This window comes from Sphaerisporangium rhizosphaerae, from assembly GCF_042665155.1.
GTDB lineage: Bacteria > Actinomycetota > Actinomycetes > Streptosporangiales > Streptosporangiaceae > Sphaerisporangium > Sphaerisporangium rhizosphaerae.
This window is the reverse complement of sequence record NZ_JBHTCG010000029.1, coordinates 1-17,163: the sequence shown is the minus strand read 5'-3', so window position 1 is coordinate 17,163 and position 17,163 is coordinate 1. Positions and strand designations below refer to the sequence as shown.

At 72.1% G+C, this 17,163-nt stretch carries 15 protein-coding genes; 7 read left to right on the top strand and 8 right to left on the bottom strand.

Going from position 1 to position 17,163, the window contains the following annotated elements; genetic code table 11:
* The first annotated feature begins 6 nt into the window (after positions 1–6).
* Positions 7–1,425: an amidase gene (locus tag ACFQSB_RS30970; protein ID WP_380830405.1), complete on the top strand. Its 1,419-nt coding sequence runs from the start codon at positions 7–9 to the stop codon at positions 1,423–1,425.
* A 10-nt stretch (positions 1,426–1,435) separates the two neighbouring features.
* On the opposite strand, the gene ACFQSB_RS30965 is transcribed toward ACFQSB_RS30970, so the two are convergent.
* The 4 genes from ACFQSB_RS30965 to pepN form a co-directional block, all read right to left on the bottom strand.
* A complete protein-coding gene (locus ACFQSB_RS30965) occupies positions 1,436–2,455 on the bottom strand; it encodes a hypothetical protein (protein WP_380830404.1) in 1,020 nt (339 codons plus the stop codon).
* 12 nt (positions 2,456–2,467) lie between these two features.
* A complete protein-coding gene (locus ACFQSB_RS30960) occupies positions 2,468–4,375 on the bottom strand; it encodes a DUF2207 family protein (RefSeq protein WP_380830403.1) in 1,908 nt (635 codons plus the stop codon).
* Positions 4,376–4,388: 13 nt separating this feature from the next.
* Positions 4,389–4,940, bottom strand: a complete 552-nt coding sequence (locus tag ACFQSB_RS30955; RefSeq protein ID WP_354850628.1) for a LemA family protein — start codon at positions 4,938–4,940, stop codon at positions 4,389–4,391.
* Positions 4,941–5,211: 271 nt separating this feature from the next.
* Entirely contained in the window at positions 5,212–7,779 is a 2,568-nt protein-coding gene (pepN, locus tag ACFQSB_RS30950) for an aminopeptidase N (RefSeq protein ID WP_354931959.1), read from the bottom strand.
* Positions 7,780–7,998: 219 nt separating this feature from the next.
* Here pepN and ACFQSB_RS30945 point away from each other — a divergent pair, with 219 nt between their 5' ends.
* The 3 genes from ACFQSB_RS30945 (at position 7,999) to ACFQSB_RS30935 (ending at position 10,792) form a co-directional block, all read left to right on the top strand.
* Entirely contained in the window at positions 7,999–8,646 is a 648-nt protein-coding gene (locus ACFQSB_RS30945) for a mycothiol-dependent nitroreductase Rv2466c family protein (protein ID WP_380830401.1), read from the top strand.
* A 236-nt stretch (positions 8,647–8,882) separates the two neighbouring features.
* A complete protein-coding gene (locus ACFQSB_RS30940) occupies positions 8,883–10,289 on the top strand; it encodes an aldehyde dehydrogenase family protein (protein WP_380830400.1) in 1,407 nt (468 codons plus the stop codon).
* A 17-nt stretch (positions 10,290–10,306) separates the two neighbouring features.
* Positions 10,307–10,792 (top strand): hypothetical protein, encoded by a 486-nt coding sequence (locus tag ACFQSB_RS30935; RefSeq protein WP_380830399.1) that lies wholly within the window; start codon positions 10,307–10,309, stop codon positions 10,790–10,792.
* Positions 10,793–10,845: 53 nt separating this feature from the next.
* On the opposite strand, the gene def is transcribed toward ACFQSB_RS30935, so the two are convergent.
* A complete protein-coding gene (gene def / locus ACFQSB_RS30930; RefSeq protein WP_354850642.1) occupies positions 10,846–11,334 on the bottom strand; it encodes a peptide deformylase in 489 nt (162 codons plus the stop codon).
* 132 nt (positions 11,335–11,466) lie between these two features.
* On the opposite strand from def, the gene ACFQSB_RS30925 reads away from it, so the two are divergent.
* Positions 11,467–11,940 (top strand): ribose-5-phosphate isomerase, encoded by a 474-nt coding sequence (locus ACFQSB_RS30925; protein WP_354931781.1) that lies wholly within the window; start codon positions 11,467–11,469, stop codon positions 11,938–11,940.
* A 20-nt stretch (positions 11,941–11,960) separates the two neighbouring features.
* On the opposite strand, the gene ACFQSB_RS30920 is transcribed toward ACFQSB_RS30925, so the two are convergent.
* Positions 11,961–12,170, bottom strand: a complete 210-nt coding sequence (locus ACFQSB_RS30920) for a hypothetical protein (RefSeq protein ID WP_354931778.1) — start codon at positions 12,168–12,170, stop codon at positions 11,961–11,963.
* A gap of 41 nt (positions 12,171–12,211) precedes the next feature.
* Positions 12,212–13,465 (bottom strand): GNAT family N-acetyltransferase, encoded by a 1,254-nt coding sequence (locus ACFQSB_RS30915; protein ID WP_380830398.1) that lies wholly within the window; start codon positions 13,463–13,465, stop codon positions 12,212–12,214.
* Between the two features lie 119 nt (positions 13,466–13,584).
* Here ACFQSB_RS30915 and ACFQSB_RS30910 point away from each other — a divergent pair, with 119 nt between their 5' ends.
* Entirely contained in the window at positions 13,585–14,703 is a 1,119-nt protein-coding gene (locus ACFQSB_RS30910; protein WP_380830397.1) for a PP2C family protein-serine/threonine phosphatase, read from the top strand.
* Positions 14,704–14,721: 18 nt separating this feature from the next.
* Here the strand turns inward: ACFQSB_RS30910 and ACFQSB_RS30905 are convergent, their stop codons facing one another.
* A complete protein-coding gene (locus tag ACFQSB_RS30905) occupies positions 14,722–15,327 on the bottom strand; it encodes a response regulator transcription factor (RefSeq protein ID WP_354850656.1) in 606 nt (201 codons plus the stop codon).
* Positions 15,328–15,573: 246 nt separating this feature from the next.
* Here ACFQSB_RS30905 and ACFQSB_RS30900 point away from each other — a divergent pair, with 246 nt between their 5' ends.
* On the top strand, positions 15,574–16,881 hold the full coding sequence (locus tag ACFQSB_RS30900; RefSeq protein ID WP_380830396.1) for a M50 family metallopeptidase: 1,308 nt from the start codon (positions 15,574–15,576) through the stop codon (positions 16,879–16,881).
* Positions 16,882–17,163 lie beyond the last annotated feature (282 nt).

Genomic DNA, 17,163 nt, shown 5'->3' with positions numbered 1-17,163 from the left:
CGTAGCGTGGCGCACATACATGATCTTACAGCCCTGGAGCTGGCGGCGGCCGTCCGAGCCCGGGAGCTGTCCCCCGTCGAGATCACCAAGCACTACATCGAGCGCGTCGAACGGCTCGACCCCCGCGTCGGCGCCTTCGTCACCCCGACCCCCGAGCGCGCGCTGGAGGAGGCCCGCCGGGCCGAGGCCCAGGTCATGGAGAGCGCCGACCTGCCGCCGCTGCTCGGCGTCCCCATCCCGGTCAAAGACCTGAACCTCGTCAAGGACGTGCCCATCCGCTTCGGCTCGGCCACCTACGGGGGCTTCGTCGCGCCCGTGGACGACAGCGTGGTCGAGCGGCTCCGCGCCGCCGGCACGATCATGCTCGGCAAGACCGCCACCCCGGAGTTCGGGCTGCCCTGCTACACCGAGACCGACGTCTCGCCCCCCTCCCGCACCCCGTGGGACCTGACGCGCTCGGCCGGAGGCTCCAGCGGGGGAGCGGCGGCGGCGGTCGCGGCCGGGCTCGCCCCGGCGGCGCAGGGCAGCGACGGGGCCGGTTCCATCCGCATCCCCGCGTCGGTGTGCGGCCTGTACGGCATCAAGCCCACGCGCGGGCGCATCTCGTTCGCGCCGGTCGTGCCCGACCTGGCCGGCCTGTCGACCAACGGGCCGATCGCCCGCACCGTGGCCGACGCCGCCGCGCTGCTGGAGGCGATGGCGCACAACCAACCGGGCGACCTGTACCACGCGCCGCCCTCGCCCGTCGGCTTCCTCGAAGCGGCCGGCCGCGAGCCCGGGCGCCTGCGCATCGGCAGGAACGCCACCCCCGTCGTGCCGGGCGCCGAGGTGCACCCCGACGTCATGGCCGCCTACGAGGAGGCGTCGCTGCTGCTGGAGTCGCTCGGCCACGAGGTCGTCGACATGCCGCCGGCCTTCGACGGCTCCATCTTGGCCGAGTTCGAGCGGCTGTGGTTCTGCTTCGCCTGCATGCACCCCGTCGACCCGTCCCTGGAGCCCAGGCTGCGGCCCCTGACGCGGTGGCTGCGCGAACGGGGCTTCGCCACCCCCGCGCCGGCCTTCCTGCAGGCCCAGGCGACGTTGCAGACCGCGACGCGCTTCGCGTTCCTGGTCATGAACGACTACGACGCGATCCTCAGCCCGACGGTCACCCAGCCGCCCGTGCCGATCGGCTGGTTCGAGGACGTCGAGGACCCCGAGGAGACCTTCCACCGCATGGAGCGGTTCGCGCCGTTCGCCGCGCCGTACAACATCAGCGGCCAGCCGGCGGTCAACCTCCCCCTGCACTGGAGCGGCGCGGGGCTGCCCATCGGGGTGATGCTGGCCGGCCGGTTCGGCGACGAGGCCACCCTCATCTCGCTGTCGGCGCAGGTGGAGGCCGCGGTGGGCGGCTTCTGGGGAGACCGCCGCCCCGAGATCTGGTGAGGACGCGGGCTCACACGCCGGCGCCGCGCAACGCCGGCGCGCCGATGAGCGTGACCAGGTGGGCGGCCACGTCGGACAGCAGGGCCGAGGTGGCGATGGGCGCCGCCGCGACGGCCGAGAACAGGCTGGGCAGGCCGGGCAGCGGGAAGCCGTCCTCGCGGCTCGCCTCGTGGCCGATGTCGTTCTTGTCCAGATAGGACCGGCTCCGCTCCCAGGCGTCCAGCACCTCCTCCGGGGACGGCACGCCGAACCCGTGGCCGACGGGCGCCGCGTGGCGCAGCCGGACCAGCGGGGTGTCGGCGAAGGCCAGAGCCACCTTGCAGCGCAGGCCCAGCCCCTCGCGAGCCGGTTCGGGAATCCAGTCCATCGCCGTGCAGGGCTTACGGCACTTGGCGACGCAGGCCGCCATGGCGCCCGAGAGCTGGCTGTGCTGCCGGTCGAAGTACGCACGCCAGCCCTCGCCCGGCTCGTGGGCGACGCGCAGCGTGCGCTCGGCCGCGGACTTCTCGGGCTTGGTGTGGTCGCAGTCGCGGTCGCCGATCACGCCGAACCGGCTGCCCTCCGCCCGCAGGCCCTGCGGCCAGCGCGCGGGGTCGCCGGCGTGGCCGAGCACCGGCTCGAAGGCCAGCAGCGGCAGGTACTCGCTGGCGATGTGCAGCGCCGACATCACCGAGCTGAGCTCGCGCCGCTGCCAGCGCACCTGGATGACCTCCAGTAGCAGCCCGTACGCGGGCCGCAGCGAGGACAGCGCGCCGCGCGGCTGCTCGCGCGGGGTCTGCGGCATGTGGCACTCGCGCGCGCGGCGCCGCAGCGCGGCGGGCACGGCCTTGGCGTCGACCTCGGCGGCGAAGTCCTCCGCGTCCAGGGTGAGCAGGCGCTGGCCGAACTCGCACAACGCGGGGATGGCGCCGGGCTCCGGCATCACCAGCGGAGCGAGGGCTCCGAGGTCGCCGAAGGCGTACCGCCGGGCCAGCGCGGTGAGCAGGTCGAGCGGAGCGAGGGGGTAGGGGGGCACAAGTGGCTCGTCCACCCGGACACCCTCTCACGCCACCGGCGATCTTCCGTCCATGCGGGCGGCGGCCGCGCGGGCCAGCTCGACCAGCGCGTCGGGCGGCGGCGGGCCGGCGGGGGAGTGGACGTGGATGGCGAAGGTGCCCTCGGCGGTGCGGGCGGCGACCACGCCGGGGTGGAGCATGGCAGCGGCCGCGCCGCCGATGCCGGGCGCCTGGCGTCCTTCGACCCGGGTCAGCAGGTGCCCGAGCACCATCAGGTAGCCGCCGCGCGCGCCCGCCGCCGCGTGCACGTCCACGGTCACCGGCGTGCCGCCGGTCGCCCGGTAGCGGCAGGACCGCACGGCGAGCCAGGCCGGCGTGGGCAGCGCGTCCGGGTACGGCCCGGCCGCGCCCACCGCGACGCCGAGGACGCGCCGCAGGTCGTCTGGCGTCACCAGACCCGCCGGCGCGAACGGGTCCGCGGGGGTGAGGGGGCTCGCCTCGGCCGCCGGCGCGAACGGGTCCGCGGGGTGGTCGGGGCCGTGGGCGTCGTCCCTGGCGCGGAGGGGGACCTCGCCGAGGTTCTCCGGGGCGTGCAGGACGTGTTCGCCGGTGTCGTCGTAGGACGCCGCGCCGCGGTGCCGCGACCGCTCGACGATCTCGATCTCGCGGATCCAGCCCAGCCTTCGCCCGACCCGGGCCCTGACCCTGTCGCCCTCGGCCAGCGGGCGCCACAGCTCCTCCTCGGCGCCGAGGGCCTTGACCTGACGCCGCCGGCCGTCGTCCAGCGCCACCCAGTAGGCGTACTTGGGATGTTCGTCCCCGCCCACCCGGAAGGCCCGCAGCCGGACGATCTGGCCCTCGACCTCGGTCCTGGTGGTCAGGTCGGCGATGGCGAAGGCGATCGGGACGCCCGCCGCCACCGCCGCGCCGAGGTAGGCGACCGGCATGACCAGCGCGTCCGGCCAGTCGGTCAGGGCCTTGGCGACGACGCCCAGCAGCCAGAGCCAGAACCCCGCGGCGAGCCCGGCGACCACCCCGCCGAACATCACCGGCCAGGGCGGGCGCCCCCACAGGATGCGGCGGGGGTAGCGCACGTCCACCACGTGCCACATGCCCCCGAAGTCCGACCAGGCCCGTTTGTCGTCGGCGGGGACGCTGACCGGCAGGCTGGTGACCGCGCGCCTGGCCAGGCCCAGGGCGGCGGCGTACGCCAGATGCCGCCCCCAGATCGTCACCGAGGCGGCGGGCCGGTCGGCGAAGCCGCCGCCGGACAGGTGGGCGCGCACGCCCAGCCAATGGCCGGCGACCCGGGCGCCCTGTGCCGTGCCGCGCTCGCCGTTGAACCTGTCCATCAGAGCGCTCAGCACGGCCAGCGCGATGAACCCCGCGCCGATGCCGCCTCCCTCATGGCCGTCGTCCGCGGTGGCGGCCACCGCGACGCCCACGGCGACGGCGGGCACGGCCGCCGCGGCGGTGAGCAGGACGGCCTGCGCGCGGCTCCACCGCGGACGCGACAGGCCCTTCTCGCGGGCCTCGGCGATGACCTTCTTGCGGAAGCTCTTCCACCAGCGGCCGAGGTTCCTCGCGCCCTCGGCCAGCGCTCCGGTGGCCACCACGCCGTCGGTGGCGAGCGAGGCCACGTGGTCCAGCACCAGCTTCTCGTATGGGGCGAGCGGTGCTCGGGGCGTGCCGAGCCGCACCAGCGACAGCTCGGGGCCGATCTCCTCGATCTGCACCGCGCCCTTGGCGGCCAGGTCGAGCAGCGTGGCGGAGGCGGCCTCGTCGCACAGGCGCCAGTCGCCGGTGATCAGGTCCACCAGGGCGGGGGACTCCTCGCCCAGCTCGCTGGTGGGCGGCCCCGGGGTGATGCCCGGATTGCGGGTGGCGAAGGCCATCGCGGCGAGCAGGGCCAGCCACAGCGCGACGGCGGCGGCCGCGGCCCAAACGAAGATCATCGGATCGGGGGCGTCAGAAACGGACCTGGACCGGGCCGCGCTCTTCGCCCGGCGCCTGGAAGTACTCGCGCGCCTGGAAGCCGGTCATGCCGGCCACGATGTTCGCCGGCACCGTCTGGATGCCGTTGTTGTAGGTCAGGACGGCGTCGTTGTAGTACTGCCGCGAGTAGGCGATGCGGTTCTCGCTGGTGGCCAGCTCGTCCTGGAGGGCGGCGAAGTTGTGGTCCGCTTTCAGGTCGGGGTAGGCCTCCGAGACCGCGAACAGGCTCTTCAGCGCGCCGGACAGCAGGTTCTCGGCGGAGGCCTGGTCGCGCGGGCCCTGGGCCGAGAGGGCCTGCCCGCGGGCCGCCACCACGGCCGACAGGGTGCCGCGCTCGTGCGCGGCGTACCCCTTCACGGTCTCCACCAGATTCGGGATCAAATCGTGGCGGCGCTTGAGCTGGACGTCGATCTGGGCCCAGGCGTTGTCCACCGCGCCGCGCCTGCGCACCAGCCCGTTGTAGGTGGAGACCACCAGGAAGAGCGACACGAGGGCGAGGACGCCGACGACGGCGAGAGCGATCATGGGGGGCCTCCCGGCTTACGGTGACAGCGCGCACAGTAGACCGGTCGTGGCCCGCTGTGAACGGCCGCTGCCGTTTTCGCTGGCTCTCATGTCACCGCGGAACGCTTGCAGGAGGCTTACAGCCCGCTGAGAGGCTCGGCCGCGGAATGCGCGGCCGACCGGCCCGCCTGGCGTTCAACCGGACTTGGACACCAGGCGGGCCGGGCTCAAAGGAGGGTGCACCTCAGAGCGAGGGGGCCCGCCGGCGGGCGGGCCCCGGAGGAGGGGTGGATCAGACGGCCGAGGAGTCCTTGGCGCGGGCGCGCAGGGCCCGGCCGATGGAGTCGGCGCCCTCCATCAGCAGGCGGCGCAGCGCCGGCACCGGCTGCTCGGCGGAGATGTAGTCCTGCGTCCTCGCCACCGTCCCGGGGTCGATGAGCAGCGCCGGGTAGCACCCCATCGCGAACCGCTGGGCGCTGTCGGAGGGCCAGCTCTTGTAGATGCGGCCGACCTCCTGGAAGAACCGCTCGCCGTAGGGCTGGAGCAGCTCGACGTGGTCGGGGTCCATGAAGCCGACGATGGTCGAGCGCAGCGCCGCGCCGCTCAGCGCGCCACCGGTGATCTTGGACCAGGCCTCGGCCTTGCCCTCGGGGGTCGGGATGGCCGCCTGGCACATGGCCGCCGACTGCTCGCCCCGGGCCGACGGGTCGCGCCGCAGCTCCTCGGCGATGTCGCCGGCGGACAGCACGCCCCCCGACACCAGCGCGTGCGTCAGCGTCCAGCGCAGGTCGGCGTCCACGGTCAGGCCCTCGGGGACCGACGTGCCCTCGATGATGCCCTTGACGAAGGCGAGGTCCTCGGTGGTGGTGGCCCCGGCGGTGAAGGCGTTGACATAGGCGAGCTGGTGGTCGGAGCCGGGCTCGGCCGAGGCGATCAGCCGGCGCAGCGCCGCCGAGAGCTCTGCCAGGCCGGTGGCCCGCCACGCCGGGTCGGCGTACTGCTGGGCGGCCAGGCGCGCCTGGCGCAGAACCGTCTGCAGGACCGTGATGTCGGCGATCGCGTGGACGTTGGAGGTGACCAGCCGGACGTAGTCGCGCGTGGCCATCTCGGCGTCGCGGGTCATGTCCCAGGCGGCCGACCAGCTCAGCGCCCGCGGCAGCGACTCGGCGAAGCCGGCGATGCCGCCGTCGACGAGCGTGCGCATGGAGCGCTCGTCCAGGCGGATCTTGGCGTAGGTCAGGTCGTCGTCGTTGACGAGGATCAGGTCGGGCTGAGCCTCGCCGGCCAGCTCGGGCACGGCCGTGCGGGCGCCCACGACGTCGAGCTCCACCCGCTTGACCCGCGTGAGCGAGCCGTTCACCCGGGAGTACAGGCCGATGGCGACGCGGTGCGAGCGCAGGGTCGGGTAGTCGGCCGGGGCCTCCTGGAGCACCTCGAAGTGCAGGAACCGGCCCTCGGGGTCCACGGTGAAGGACGGGCGCAGCGTGTTGACCCAGGCGGTCTCCAGCCACTCCTTGGACCAGGAGGACAGGTCGCGGCCGGAGGTGCGCTCGAGCGCCGACAGCAGGTCTTTCAGCTCGGTGTTGCCCCAGGCGTGCTCGTCGAAGTAGTCGCGCACGCCGGCGAGGAAGTTGTCGAGCCCGACGTAGGCCACCAGCTGCTTGAGCACCGAGGCGCCCTTGGCGTAGGTGATGCCGTCGAAGTTGACCTCCACGGCCTGCATGTCGGGGATGTCGGCGGCGATCGGGTGGGTGGAGGGCAGCTGGTCCTGGCGGTAGGCCCAGGACTTCTCCACGTTGGCGAAGGTCGTCCAGGCGCCCTGGCCCCAGCGGGTGGCCTCGGCCTGGCACAGCACCGACATGTAGGTGGCGAAGGACTCGTTCAGCCACAGGTCGTCCCACCAGCGCATGGTGACCAGGTCGCCGAACCACATGTGCGCCATCTCGTGCAGGATCGTCTCGGCGCGGCGCTCCACCATGGCGTCGGTGACGCGGGAGCGGAAGATGTAGTCCTCCAGGAAGGTGACCGCGCCGGCGTTCTCCATGGCCCCGGCGTTGAACTCGGGGACGAACACCTGGTCGTACTTGCCGAACGGGTAGCGCAGGCCGAACACGCGGTGGAAGAAGTCGAAGCCCTGCTTGGTGACCTCGAAGATGTTGCCGGCGTCCAGGTGCTCGGCCAGGGAGGCGCGGCAGAAGACGCCGAGCGGGATGCCGTCGTGCTCGTCGCGGACCACGGCGTAGGGGCCGGCGACCAGGGCGGTGATGTAGGTCGACAGCACCGGGGTGGGCGGGAAGTGCCAGCGCTTGGCGCGCTGGAGCGTGCCGTGGCGGCCCTGGTGCTCCTCGAGCTCCTCGACGGAGTCGGGGGCGGCGTTGGAGATGACCTCCCAGTCGGAGGGCGCCAGCACCCCGAGCTCGAAGGCGGCCTTCAGGTCGGGCTGGTCGAAACAGGCGTACATGCGGTGGGCGTCGGCCGTCTCGAACTGCGAGTGCAGGTAGACCTTCTGGTCGAGCGGGTCGACGAAGCGGGTGAGACCCTCGCCGGTGCGCATGTAGCTGCAGTCGGCGTCGACGAGCAGCTCGTTGTCGGCGGCCAGGCCGGGCAGCGGCAGGCGGCCGGTCTCGGCGTCGTAGGTCGTCACGTCGAGCTCGGCGCCGTTCAGGACGGCTTTGCGGATCTTCGCCTCGGCCAGCTCGATGAAGGTCGTCGCGCCCGGTTCGGCGCAGGAGAATCGGACCGTGGTGACGCTCTCGAAGCGCTCTTCGCCCTCGGTGAGGTCGAGTTCGACCGAGTAGGACCGCACCTTGAGCAGACGAGCCCGCACCCGGGCTTCGTCACGGGTCAGATTGCCTGCCACATCCGCTCCTCATCGCCGATCTCCTCTGCCCCTTCGCGAGAGGAATGCATGAATCCTGCCACGTCGGGCGCCATGATGCCGCACCGGTGCAGGGACATCAGGGGTCGCGGGTGAAATGATTTCCCACCGAGATACCAGGAATTGGGAATAGCCCACGCGTGGCCGGGGCTGGCAGATGTATCGGGACATCCGCCACGAGCAGGAGCAGGGAAGCTGGCCATGACTGAACGAACCCCGGTGGACTTCTGGTTCGACCCCCTTTGCCCATGGGCCTGGATGAGCTCGCGCTGGGTGCTGGAGGTGGAGAAGGTACGGCCCGTCGAGCCGCGATGGCACATCATGAGCCTGTTCGTGCTCAACGAGGACAAGGACATCCCCGAGCAGTACCGCGAGTTTCTCCGTGACGCCATGGCCCCGGTCCGGGTCGTGCAGGCCGCCGCCGAGAAGTACGGCGAGCACGTCATCGGCGACCTCTACACCCAGATCGGCGTCCGCATCCACAACGAGCGCCGCCTCAGGCCCGCCGAGGGCGAGGAGGACTTCGACGCCGTCGCCGCCCTGCGCGCGCTGCTCGCCGACGCGTTGGAGGCGGCCGGCCTGGACCGCGAGCTCGTCGCCGCCGCCGACTCCACCGACTTCGACGACGCCGTGCGCCGGTCGCACGCGCACGGAATCGACCTGGTCGGGCAGGAGGTCGGCACGCCCGTCATCTCCGTGGAAGGCGTCGCCTTCTTCGGCCCGGTGATCTCGCCGGCCCCCAAGGGGGAGGCGGCCGCCAGGCTGTGGGACGGCGTGCGGCTCGTCGCCGGCACCGACGGGTTCTTCGAACTGAAGCGCTCGCGCACCCGGGATCCGATCTTCGACTGACGGCCGGGCCGCGGCCCGTCCGTGACCGGATGCGTGCGGAGGGTTGCGCCCTGCATGAAAGCCATGGTCAACTCGATCCGTTCTCCTTCCCTGACCGTTATGTGAGATGACAGGCGGCAGATGGTGGCGGCGGCGTGGCACCGTGGTCTCGGCAGTCGCGCCCGCCGGGCGGCGCGGGCGCGCCGCCCGGCGGGGTGACCGTCCGCCGCGACGACCGCGCGCGAGAATCGAGGGGCATGCGTCAGCTTTACGTGCAAGGAGCCTGGGTATCCTCCTCGTCCGGTGAGGGCATCGACGTCGTCGATCCGTCGACCGAGCAGGTCATCGACCGGGTGCCCGCGGGCTCCCCGGGTGACGTCGACCGGGCCGTGTCCGCCGCCCGCGCCGCGTTCCCGGCGTGGTCGGGCACCGCCGCCGCCGACCGGGGCAAGATCCTCAAAGCGGCGGCCGACCTGCTCAAGGAACGCGCCGAGCAGATGGCGCGCACCATCGCCACCGACATGGGCTCCCCGTACGCCTTCGCGCTCAAGGTGCAGACCCTGATGCCCGCCGCGGTGCTCGCCGACCACGCCCGTCTGGCCGAGGAGCGGTGCGATCGGGAGACCCGTGTCGGTGACTCGCTGGTGCTGCGCGAACCGGTCGGCGTCGTCGGCGCGATCACCCCGTGGAACTACCCTCTGCACCAAGTGGTGTGCAAGGTCGCCCCGGCCCTCGCCGCCGGGTGCACGGTGGTGCTCAAGCCGAGCGAGGTCGCCCCGCTCGCGGCCTACGCCTTCGCCGAGATCCTGCACGACGCCGGGCTGCCCCCCGGGGTGTTCAACATGGTCAGCGGCCCGGGGCCGGTCGTGGGCGAGGCCATCGCCTCTCACCCCGGCGTCGACATGGTGTCCTTCACCGGCTCCACAGGGGCGGGCAGGCGCGTCGCGGCGCTGGCCTCCCACACCGTCAAGCGCGTCGCGCTGGAGCTCGGCGGCAAGTCGGCCAACCTGATCCTCCCGGACGCCGACCTGGCGACCGCGGTGAAGCTCGGAGTGGCGGGGGCGTTCATCAACTCCGGCCAGACGTGCTCGGCCCTCACCCGCATGCTCGTGCACCGTGACCGGTACGACGAGGCCGCCGGCCAGGCCGCGGCCCTCGCCCGCACCTACACCCTCGGCGGCCCGTTCGAGGAGGGCACCCGCCTCGGCCCCCTGGTGTCGGCCGCCCAGCGCGAGCGCGTGGTCCACTACCTCAACCGGGGTCAGGAGGAGGGCGCCCGGCTGGTCGCCGGCGGCGGCGACCGGCCGCTCGAACGCGGCTATTACGTCGAGCCGACCGTTTTCGCCGGCGTCGCGCCGGGCATGGTCATCGAGCAGGAGGAGATCTTCGGCCCGGTGCTGTCGCTCATCCCCTACACCTCCGTCGACGAGGCCGTGGACATCGCCAACGGCACCCCCTACGGACTTTCCGGCGCGGTGTGGGGCGGCACGCAGGAGGAGGCGGTTGCCGTGGCGCGCAGGCTGCGCACCGGCCAGGTGGCGATCAACGGCGGCCGGTTCAACACCTCGGCCCCGTTCGGCGGCTACAAGCAGTCGGGGGTCGGACGTGAGCTCGGGGAGTTCGGCCTTGAGGAGTACCTCGAGGTCAAGTCCCTGCAACTGTAGTGAGGAGGGCGGTCGCGGTGAAGCCGTCGGTCCGTACGGCGCGCCGCGTCAGCGCGTTCGAGATGGCGCTGGCGCTCGGCGGGCTGCTGCTCATGCTGCTGGCCGTCCAGAACGCCGGGCCGGCCATCGCGGCCCTGCGCGGCGACGGAATCCCCGGCACCTTCACCGCCCGCCGGCTCGACTGCATCCAGCATCCCGGCCACGAGCAGTGCTCGTGGACCGGCACGTTCCGCTCGCGCGACGGCAGGGACGTGCGGCAGGACATCGGGTTCTACGGCAGCGAGCGCGGCACCTTCACCGCCGGCGCCACCTCGCCGGCCTTCGACACCGGGCGGCGCGGCCACGTGTACGGTCCCGGCGGCTCCAACGAGTGGGTCGTCGTCGCCGCGCTGCTCCTGGCCGGCCTGGGCCTGGTCGCCCGGCCCCTGCTGTGGCTGGTCGCCCGCCTGCGGAAGCCCCGACGCGCGGCGCCCGTGCCCGTGGGGCACGACGACCGCCCATGACGCCGGGCGGCCCCAGGGCCGCCTGACGACGCGCTCCGTGACCCGGTGACGCGTCAGGGGGTGCGCAGCAGGATGTCGCGGGCGGCGTTCTTGGGCAGGCGGTCGACGTAGATGACCCCTTCGAGGTGGTCGTACTCGTGCTGGAAGCAACGGGCCAGCAGCCCTCGCGCCTTCAGGCGCACCGGCCGGCCGAGCCGGTCGAACCCGCGCACGCTCACCCCCGCCGCGCGCGGCGTGCGAGCGTACAGCGGCTTGCCGGTGTCGCGGCCGGGCACCGACAGGCAGCCCTCCTCGTCGAGGACCTCCTCGGCGTCGTCGATGGTGAGCTCGGGGTTGACGACGTGCCCTTTGCGCCCGCTGGCGTCGTAGACGAACAGCCGCTTGGACACCCCGATCTGCGGGGCGGCCAGGCCGACGCCGTCGGCGGCGTACATCGTCTCCATCATCTCGTCGATCAGCCGCCGAAGATCGCGGTCGAAGGACGTGACCGGCTCGCCGGGGGTACGCAGGACGGGGTCCCCGATCACGCGGATCTCACGCATGAAACTCTCCTGTAAGGGGTCATGTGGCCAAGCGCCTATTACTCTAACGGAATCCGCGCCGGTGGGGGCCGGTGATCCGCCTACGGCGCGGCCCGATGGACCCGAGGGAAGCCGGGCTGCGACAATGGGCGCGTGCGCGTCTACATCGCCGCCGATCACGCCGGCTACGAACTCAAGAACCACCTCGTCTCCTGGCTGAAGGAGCACGGCCACGACGTCGTCGACGACGGCCCGTTCGTGTACGACGCCGAGGACGACTATCCGGCGTTCATCCTGCGCGCCGCCGAGGGCGTGGTGAACGACCCAGGGTCCCTCGGCATCGTGATCGGCGGGTCGGGCAACGGCGAGCAGATCGCGGCGAACAAGGTGCGCGGCGTCCGCGCGGCGCTGGCCTGGAGCGAGCAGACCGCCTCGCTCTCGCGGCAGCACAACGACGCCAACGTCATCAGCCTGGGCGCCCGCATGCACTCCCTGGAGGAGGCCACGCGCTTCGTCGAGGTCTTTTTGAGCACGCCGTTCTCCGGAGAGCAGCGCCACCAGCGCCGCATCGACCAGATCTCGGCCTACGAGACCGGCGGCGGCATCCCGCCCCTGCCGGGCCGCTGAGCCGCTGAGCCGCTGAGCCGCTAGGCGTCCTTGCGGCGGCGTGGATCGGGCTTGCGCGGCGGCTCGGGCTTGCGAGCGGGCTCGCCCTTGCGCGGGGCGTCGGCCTTGCGGGCCATCTCGTCGCGCAGCGGCCGCCGGTCGGCGGCCTCCTGCTGGTCGGACGAAGGACGCGAGACGTCGCGCGCCCGCATCGCCGTGATCGCGGTGATCTGCAAGCTCTGCAGTGCCATGGGCCAAGCCTAGAACAGCGCCGCCGGAAACCCGGCGGGTGTCAGAAGATCATGCCGCCCCACGGCGCGACGTCCCAGGCCATCGCGGCCGACAGGGCGCGCAGCGCGCCCGGGCGGGTCTCGCGGACGACGCCCGCGGCCTGGTAGGCGCCGAGCGTCCGCCCGCCCAGGTAAGCCGCGCCGAGCACGCTCACCGGCAGCTCCACGTCGGCGGGGTCGGTGGTGCGGGCGCAGACGGCCCCGCCGGCGCCGGCCGACAGCCGCCAGCGCCCGGCGTTCCACGGGCACACGGTGTCCTGGACGGAAAGGACGACGTCCACGGGCGCGGCGTACGCGCGGGCGGCGAGCGCCCTGTCGACGTCCACCACCCGCACCCACATCTCGTCCACGAACCCGGCGTTCAGCAGGCGGGGCTCGGCGAGCAGGTGCATGATCGGGTCGTCGACCGGGCGGATGGGGGCGCGCACCCGCGAGCACAGGTCGCGGTCGAGGACGTGGCGCCACAGCAGGGCGTACGCCGCGGGGTCCAGGCCGAACAGGTCGACCACCCGCAGCTCGCCGTCGGGCACGTCGTTCTCGGTGACCCCCGGCTTGACCCGGAACAGGGCGTACCCCCGCGGCCCCGCGTCGTCCTCGGCGATCACGCAGCGCAGCGCGCTGCCCCCGCGGCGGTGGTCAGGGTCGTCGGCCATCAGGATGTTCCACTTGGCGTCGTTGCGGGCGTACAGGCCGGGACGGGTCGGCAGCACGGTGTCGAACACCTTCTGCAGGTCCGCCCGGGCCTCGGCCGCGGGCCTGACGACGCGCAACCGCAGTGAGGGGTCGACCGGCGCGTGCACGGCGAACGGGGAGCGCGCGGGGATGGTGAGGAACAGGTTGTCGGTGGCCCTGCCGTACCCGAACCGCTGGTAGATGGCGGCCTCGGTGGCGTACAGCGCCGCGACCGGCTCACCGCTTTCGTGCAGCCCCTCGAGCTGCCGCCGCATCAGCGAGGTGAGCACGCCCCGGCGCCGGTGGGAGGGGAGCACGGCGACGGCGGTCACGCCGCAGACCGGCTTCGGGCCGCCGGGGACGGTCATCGTGAAGGTCAGCCCCGCGACCACCCCGGCCAGCAGGTCGCCGTCGAAGGCCCCGAGCGACCGGTCGAACTCCAGCAGCGACCTGAACGCATCGGCGCGGGCGGGGGAGTTGTCCTCGGAGAACGCCTCTTCGTCCACGTCGAGCCATGCCCGCCATTCCGACTCGTCGATGGGACGGATGACCATGCCCGGCCGCGTGCTTTGTTCGCTGTTCACCTGGCCAACGTTATGACCGGGCAAACCGGATCGGCCACCTAATATCCCCGTTTAATGATCAAGGTCTTGGTCAAGTCGGCTGCCCAAACGGCAGATGGGCAGATAGAGTCGAGCGCATCATGACTTCCCGTCCGGCGCCGCTGATCCCCCCGCGGCTCCGCGCGATCTTGGTTCGCATCCCGTTCCTGGTGCGGATCGTGCGGTTCCTGCGGAGGGGGCCATTGGCGCGTGACCGGAACCTGCTCATCACGCTGAGCGTCGCCACGCTGGCGCTCGGCGCCCTCGCCGCGCGCGTCTCCACCGAGTGGTTCTCACCGAGCCTGTTCATCCTGGCCACCCTCGTCGGGGGCCTGCAACTCCGCATGCGCAGCCTGGCCGTCCTGGTGGGCGCCGTCGCCGTGGCGCTGGGCTACATCGCGGCCACGCTCGGCGTGCGCTCCGTCGGCGCGGGGCTGCTGGTGACCATCGGGTTCACGACGGTGCTCGCCTTCCTCATGGCCCGCACGCGCGGCAAGCTGGGCGTCCAGGGGCTGCGCGGGGACGTGATGCTGCTCGAACTGCGCGACCGCCTCAAGCGGCAGGGCGAGCTGCCGCCGCTCAACCGTAAAGAGTGGGGCTCGCGGGTCGTGCTCAAGCAGGCGGGCGGCTCCTCCTTCGGCGGCGACTTCCTGGTCTCCATGCGCCACGGGAACGTTCTCGAGGTCGCCCTGGTCGACGTGTCGGGCAAGGGCGTGGACGCCGGCACCCGCGCGCTGATGCTCTCGGGCACCTTCGGCGGGCTGCTGGGGTCGGTCGAGTCCTTCCTGCCCGCCTGCAACGCCTACCTGCACCGCCAGCCCGAGGGCGAGGGCTTCGTCACCGCCGTCCACCTCCGGCTCGACCTGTCCACGGGGGCGTACCAGATCACCTCCGCCGGGCATCCGCCGGTGGTCAAGTTCGACGCGGGCACGGGCACCTGGCAGGTGTCGGCCGCCAAGGGCGTCGTGCTGGGCGTCGTCCCCGACCTGCACTGCGAGCCCGACAGCGGCGTGCTGCGCAAGGGCGACGCGCTGATGCTCTACACCGACGGCCTGATCGAGCAGCCCGGGCGCGACATCGACTCCGGGCTCGACCGGCTGCTCGGCGAGGCCGAGCGGCTGGTGCCCTCGGGCTTCCACGACGGCGCCCGCCCCCTGGTCAACTCCATGTCGGCCGGGCACAACGACGACTGCGCGCTGATCCTCATCTGGCGGCCGTAGCGCCCGCGCCCATCGCGATCAGAGCCAGCCGGTCTCGGCGGCGATGCGCACCGCGTCGGCGCGGTTGCGGGCTCCGGTCTTGCAGATGATGCGCGACAGGTGATTTCGGACCGTTCCCACAGACAGATAGAGCTTGGCGGCGATCTCCTTGGAGGAGGCGCCCTGGGCGGCGATGCGCAGGACGTCCTGCTCGCGGGGGGTGAGAGGGTTGTCGGCCGAGGTGAGCGCCGCGATGGCGAGGTCGGAGTCGACGGCCTTACGCCCGGAGGCGACGCGGCGGATGCCGTCGGCCAGATGCTCGGGCGCCACGTTCGTGCTCAGGAAGCCGAGCGCGTGGGCGGCGAAGGCCCGGCGCACCTGCCCGGGGTTCGGCCGGGCCGACAGCAGCAGCACCTTGCAGCGCGGCGCCTTCTGGTGCAGGCGCGCGGCGGCGGTGAGCCCGTCGACGTCGGGGAGGTCGACGTCGACCACAGCCACGTCCGGGGTGAGTTCCATGGCTGCCGGCACGATGTATTCGCCGGAGGCGACGTCGGCGATCACCATGAGATCCTTCTCGCCGTTCAGCGAGGCGACGAGGCCCCGGCGGACGAGAGGGAGGTGTTCGGCAACCAGGATGCGTATCAAGGTGCTCCCTTGGTCCTTGGGAACAGAACCGGCAAATTAGGCTACGCCGACTCATATCCCACGGTGTCTACATGATTGCGTACCGTCAATGCAGTCTCCCGATTCGCTCCACCGCGCGCAAGTCACTCCTACGCTTGGTCGTTGAGTGTTGTTTTCCGGCGGCGGTCGAAGCCCTCGCGCGTTCGGTTACGCTCGGAACGGGCAATCCAAACAGAAGGCATCTTCTCCGACGTGGGGGTAGCACCTATGAGCTGGCTCGCAGTGGCCGGGTTTCTCATCTTCTTCGTCGGGTTGGCCGCGTCCATTGCCCTGCACGAGTTGGGCCATCTGGTGCCCGCGAAGTTCTTCGGCGTCAAGGTCACGCAGTACATGGTCGGTTTCGGGCCCACGATGTGGTCGCGCCGCCGCGGCGATACCGAATACGGCCTCAAGTGGATTCCGCTGGGCGGCTACATCCGCATGATCGGGGCACTTCCCCCCCGGCCCAACGATGATCCGAACAAGCTTCGCAACATCTCCACCGGGCCGTGGCAGGCGCTCATCGAGAGCGCCAGGCAGGCGGCGCTGGAGGAGGTCAAGCCCGGCGACGCCGACCGCGTCCTGTACCGCAAGCCCTGGTGGCAGAAGGTCGTCATCTTCATCGGCGGTCCCGCGATGAACTTCGTGCTGGCCTTCGTGCTGTTCGCCATCGTGCTGATGGGCTTCGGCATCTCGGTGCCCAAGCCCGTGGTCGCCGAGGTCTCCAAGTGCGTCGTCACCGTGGCCGAGCAGGAGAAGGGCCAGCAGTGCACCCCGGCCCACCGGTCCACGCCCGCGGCGCTCGCCGGGCTCAGGGCCAAGGACAAGATCGTCTCGTTCGGCGGCAGGCCGGTGAACTCCTGGGACGACGCCAGCACGCTGATCCGCACCCATGGCGCGGGCCCGGTCGCCATCGGCATCCAGCGCGACGGCAGGCCGATGACGCTGAACGCCACGCTCATCGCGCAAGATCGCCCCTCCCTCGACGACCCGGAGAAGCTGGACAAGAACGTCGGCTTCCTCGGCGTCAGCCCCACCCTCGTCGTGGAGAAGCAGGGGCTCGGGTACGTCGTCGGCGCCATGGCCGACCTGGTCAGGCGCACCGGCTCGGCACTGCTGCAACTGCCGCAGAGGCTCGTCGGGGTCTGGCAGGCGGCCTTCGGCGGCGCCGAGCGTGACCTCAACAGCCCGCAGAGCGTCGTCGGCGCCGGGCGTCTGGGCGGCGCGATCGCCGCGGCGGCCATCCCGCTGGAGAACAAGATCGCCGGCTTCATCCAGCTCCTGGCCGGGTTCAACCTCGCGATCGGCATGTTCAACCTGATCCCGCTGATGCCGCTGGACGGCGGCCAGATCGCCGGCGGCCTGTGGGAGGGAATCAAGCGCGGTTACGCCCGGGTGCGCCGCCGCCCGATGCCGGGGCATGTGGACATCGCCAAGGCGCTGCCGCTGACGTACACGGTCGCGATCTTCCTGATCGCCATGAGCAGCCTGCTCATCTACGCCGACATCGTCAACCCCATCCGCCTGCCGGGCTGATCGGTCCGACCGGCGCCGGGCCGCGCGGCAGGCGCCCCGCGGCCACGTCGCGGTGCCACGCCCGCCGCCCGGTCACCGGGCGGCGGGTCACCGTAATACATCCTCCGGGCGAGCGTCCGGATGGAACTTTCACCGGCGGCAAGACGGCCGGACGGTAGTGGCGGAGAGTCTTATTCGGAACGTGGGAATTCTAGGCGGAGCCCTGGGTGATCTGGCCTGTTAGCCCCGTTCGTCGAGGTGGTGCGTGGCCCTGACCCAGAGGGCTTCGAACTCCTGGTGGGT